Annotated in this window: 4 protein-coding genes; 2 read left to right on the forward strand and 2 right to left on the reverse strand. The window is 67.2% G+C overall.

From position 1 onward, the window contains the following. Positions 1-106: 106 nt before the first annotated feature. Both QMX81_RS20475 and QMX81_RS20480 read right to left on the reverse strand, forming a co-directional pair. Positions 107-907, reverse strand: coding sequence for an SDR family oxidoreductase (locus tag QMX81_RS20475; protein ID WP_282264269.1), 801 nt, complete (start codon positions 905-907; stop codon positions 107-109). After that, on the reverse strand, positions 898-1,476 hold the full coding sequence (locus QMX81_RS20480) for a DUF1415 domain-containing protein (RefSeq protein ID WP_121040013.1): 579 nt from the start codon (positions 1,474-1,476) through the stop codon (positions 898-900). The genes QMX81_RS20475 and QMX81_RS20480 overlap by 10 nt, the downstream gene beginning before the upstream one ends. A gap of 211 nt (positions 1,477-1,687) precedes the next feature. Here QMX81_RS20480 and QMX81_RS20485 point away from each other — a divergent pair, with 211 nt between their 5' ends. Together QMX81_RS20485 and QMX81_RS20490 are read left to right on the forward strand one after the other, a co-directional pair. Continuing rightward, positions 1,688-3,151 (forward strand): benzaldehyde dehydrogenase, encoded by a 1,464-nt coding sequence (locus QMX81_RS20485; protein WP_282264270.1) that lies wholly within the window; start codon positions 1,688-1,690, stop codon positions 3,149-3,151. Between the two features lie 14 nt (positions 3,152-3,165). Then, on the forward strand, positions 3,166-4,293 hold the full coding sequence (locus tag QMX81_RS20490) for an NAD(P)-dependent alcohol dehydrogenase (RefSeq protein WP_282264272.1): 1,128 nt from the start codon (positions 3,166-3,168) through the stop codon (positions 4,291-4,293). Positions 4,294-4,560: the final 267 nt, after the last annotated feature.

Here is a 4,560-nt window from a genome sequence, read left to right on the forward strand (position 1 = left end):
CCGCTGGCCGGCTCTGCATCCTGCCGCCAGGGGCGGGGTGTCATGCAACGTGAGGAGCCGGCCAGCGGCCGGCACTACCCAGCAGCCTGATCGGACGGCACGTGGCTCATTCGGCGTAGATCATCGTGCGGGTCATGCCCCCGTCGACGATGTGGTCCTGGCCGGTGATGAAACCGGCCAGGTCCGAGAGCAGGAATACGGCCAGTGCGCCGATGTCCGGCGGCTGGCCAACCCGGCCGACCGGATGCTGCGCCTGATCGCGGCGCGAGAGCTTGGGCGTCCGCCGGCGTGAGGGTGCCTGCCAGGCATCGGTGGTGATCCAGCCGGGGCTGATGCTGTTGACCCGCACCGCCGGCCCTTCGCTCAACGCGAGTGCATGGGTGAAGGCGACCAGCCCGCCCTTGGCCGCGGCATAGGCTTCACTGTCCGGTTCGGACTGCCATGCACGCGTCGAGGCGATGTTGACGATGGCCCCGGCATGCTCGCGCAGGGCGGGCAGGGCGTGTTTGCTGCACAGGAAGGCGCCATGCAGGCTGGAAAGGCGGCGTTGCCACTCAGCCAGCGGCATCTCCGCCAACGGCGTGCCATGGGCACTGGCGATGCCGGCATTGTTGACCAGGCCATCCATACGGCCAAAGCGCTTCATCGTCGCCTTGATCAGCGCCTGCACACTGCGCTCGCTGGCCACGTCCGCGCGCTGGAACGCCGCGCGCTCCGGCAGCGCCCATTCGGTCAAACAGGCCTTGCCGGCATCGGCATCCAGGTCGGCAATCATCACGCTGCCGCCGGCGCCCAGCACCGACTGCGCGATGCCGCGTCCCACGCCCTGCGCACCGCCGGTGATCACCACCACGCGATCGCGCAGCGGCTGTGCCGGCCAGTCGAGAATGGCCGGGGTCAGTGGCACGGCGGCATGTCGTTGCGGCCCAGCAGGCGCGTCCAGCCTTCGATGCCGAGCTTGTCCAGCGTGTCGATGTTGCGCTCCACGATCACGTCCGGATCCGGGAACGCGGCGACGGCGCGCTCGACGCTGTCTTCGCGCAGCAGGTGCAGGGTCGGGTAGGGCGCACGGTTGGTGTAGTTGCTCACGTCATCCGGCGCCGCGCCGGCGAACTGGTACTGCGGATGGAAGCTGGCCACCTGCAGGATGCCCTGCAGATCCAGTGCCTCGATCGCGGCATCGGCGTTGTCGAGAAAGTCGTTGTAGTCCAGGAAATCGGTCAGCACGTCCGGATGCACGATCAGCGTGGTGTCGATCTGTTCGGCTGGCGTATCGCGCAGCAGGATCAGCTCTTCGGCCAGCTCTTCCACCAGGGCTTCCGGGGTGGTCGCATCGCTGAGCACGAACCGCACCTGGTCCTTCACGTACACCGCCTTGGCGAACGGGCACAGGTTCAGGCCGATGACGATCTGCTCCAGCCATTTCCGGGTCTCGGCAATGGGGTCGTGGGTGGCAGTGGGGGAAGCATCGTTCATGGCGGGCGGTGTCGCTGGCTGGGGCCGTTGATTGTACGGCGCGGCGGTGAAGCGGGCGGATGCTCGGCTCCACTGTCCATTAACTGGACACCCGTCATCCTGATAAATCCTTATCCGGCAATCACTTGCAGTGATCGAGCCAACGGCCAATAGGCAGTGGCCCGCCGCAGGTATCCAATGGCCGGGTACACGACGCAAGGAGTTCTCAGTGATGGCAACACACGCATTCCTGCCGACGGCCACGTGGTCCGGCAAGCTGTTCGAGGGTCAGTGGAGCCGGGGTGCTGGCACCCAGGACGTGGTCGAGCCGGCCACCGGCGAACGCCTCGGCGAGATCGCGATGGCCGACCCGGCGCAGATCGCGCGCGCCGCCGCCACCGCCGCCAACGCACAGCGCGGCTGGGCCAGTGCCCCGTATGACACCCGCGCGCAGATCCTGCGCCGCGCCGCCCAACTGGCCGAAGAGCACAATGACGAGATCGTGCAGTGGCTGGTCCGCGAAAGTGGCTCCACCCAGCTCAAGGCCGGCTTCGAGGCCAAGGTGAACACCAAGGCGCTGCATGAAGCGGCGGCACTGCCTTCGCGCAGCATCGGCGAAGTACTGCCGTCCGAACCGGGCCGTCTGAATCTGGCGCGCCGCCGCCCGCTCGGCGTGGTGGGTGTGATTGCGCCGTTCAATTTCCCGCTGTATCTGGCCATGCGTGCGGTGGCGCCGGCACTGGCGCTGGGCAATGCGGTGGTGCTCAAGCCCGATCCGCGCACCGCCGTGTGCGGCGGCTTCGTGATCGCACGCCTGTTCGAACTGGCTGGCCTGCCTGCTGGCCTGCTCCACGTGTTGCCGGGCGATGGTGCGGCCGGCGCGGCGCTGACCAGTGACCCGAACATTGCGATGATCCAGTTCACCGGCTCCACGGGTGCCGGGCGCAAGGTCGGTGAAGCGGCGGGTAAACACCTGAAGAAGGTGTCGCTGGAACTGGGCGGCAAGAACTCGCTGATCGTGCTCGACGATGCGGACATGGATCTGGCCATCGCCAACACGGCGTGGGGCGTCTACCTGCACCAGGGCCAGATCTGCATGGCCACCGGCCGCGTGCTGGTCCAGCGCAGCATCCATGCGCGCTTCCTGGAAAAGCTGGTGGCCAAGGCCAGATCGCTCAAGGTTGGCAATCCGGCCGACGGCGAGGTGGCGATCGGGCCGTTGATCAATGCCCAGCAGCGCGACCACGCCGCGCGCATCGTTGCCCAGGCGCAGGCCGCCGGTGCCACCCTGGCAACCGGTGGTGGCTACAAGGATCTGTACTTCGAGCCGACCGTGCTCAGCGATGTGAGCCGCGACAACCCGGCTTTCCACGAAGAGATCTTCGCGCCGGTCGCGGTCGTGGTGCCGTTCGATACCGATGACGAGGCGGTGGAGCTGGCCAACGACAGCGAGTACGGCCTGTCGATGGCGATCGTGTCCAGCAACGTGGGCCGCGCGCTGAAGCTGGGCGAACGGCTGCGCACCGGCCTGCTGCACATCAACGACCAGACCGTGAACGATGAAGTGATCAATCCCTTCGGTGGCGTCGGCGCCTCGGGCAACGGCACCAGCATCGGTGGCCCGTCCAACATCGACGAGTTCACCCAGTGGCAGTGGATGACCGTCAAGGGCGAAGCCCCCGCGTACCCGATCTGATCCAGGAGAACTTCATGACTGCAACAGCAGAACTGCGCGACATCACCGTGGCCGTGGTGCGCGAAAAAGAACAGCCCTTCACGATCGAGAAGGCGCGCATCCGTGGCCCACAGGACGATGAAGTGCTGGTCCGCGTGGTCGCCACCGGCCTGTGCCATACCGACCTGATCGTGCGGGACCAGTACTACCCCGTGCCGCTGCCGGCGGTGCTCGGCCATGAAGGCGCGGGCATCGTCGAAGCACTCGGCCCGGGCGTGAAGGACCTCAAGGTTGGCGACCATGTCGTGCTGACCTACGGCGCCTGCGGCCACTGCAACCCCTGCAGCGGCGGCCACGGTGCCTACTGCAAGGATTTCTTCGGCCTGAACTTCGGTGGCGGTGCGCTGGACGGCTCCACCGCGATCCAGGATCCGGACGGCCACCCGCTGCACGATCACTTCTTCGCGCAGTCCTCCTTCGCCACCTACGCACTGAGCCGCGAAAACAACGCGATCAAGGTGCCCGATGATGCGCCGATCGAGCTGCTTGGCCCGCTTGGTTGCGGCATCCAGACCGGTGCCGGTGCGGTGATCAACTCGCTCAGGGTGACCGCCGGCAGCAGCTTCGCCAGCTTCGGTGCCGGCGCGGTCGGGCTGAGCGCGGTAATGGCCGCACGCGTGGCCGGTGCGACCACCATCATCGCCATCGATGTGGTGCCTTCGCGCCTGGAGCTGGCCAAGGAACTGGGCGCCACGCACGTGATCAACAGCCGCGAGGTCGATGTGGTTGAAGCGGTGCGCGGAATCACTGGCGGCGGCGCGAACTTCGCACTGGAATCCACCGGTCGTCCGGAGGTGCTCGCGCAGGGCATCGAGGCACTCGGCGGGTTGGGGGTGATCGGCGTGGTCGGCGCGCCGAAGCTGGGCACCAAGGCCGAGTTCGACGTCAACAACCTGCTGCTCGGCGGGCGCAGCATCCGCGGCATCGTCGAAGGCGACAGCGTGCCCAAGGTGTTCATTCCGCAGCTGGTGCAGCTGTACCAGCAGGGCCGCTTCCCGTTCGACAAGCTGGTCAAGTTCTACCCGCTGGATCAGATCAACCAGGCCGCCGAGGACAGCACCCGCGGTGTCACCCTCAAGCCGATCCTGACCATCGGCGGGTGAAACGGTCCGTCGCAGGCGTGCATGCCTGCGACGACGTACCAGTCAGCTTTGCGGGAGTAGGCTGTCGGTCCGAGGTGGAGATCGACCGATGGCCGCGATGGTTCTGGAACAGCAGCAGGTATTGGCCGCCGCCCGTCAGCGCTTCGCCGAGGGCGGCGCGCTGATGGACAGCGTGGTCAGCCCGCCGGTGCAGCGCTCCTGGGAGCGTTCGCGCCAGGCCGGGGTGCAGCCGCGGCAGGAGCCGTACTACGCGCCTCTTGCCGCGGC

It is taken from the genome of Stenotrophomonas sp. PS02301 (genome assembly GCF_029959485.1).
GTDB classification, from domain to species: domain Bacteria; phylum Pseudomonadota; class Gammaproteobacteria; order Xanthomonadales; family Xanthomonadaceae; genus Stenotrophomonas; species Stenotrophomonas maltophilia_Z.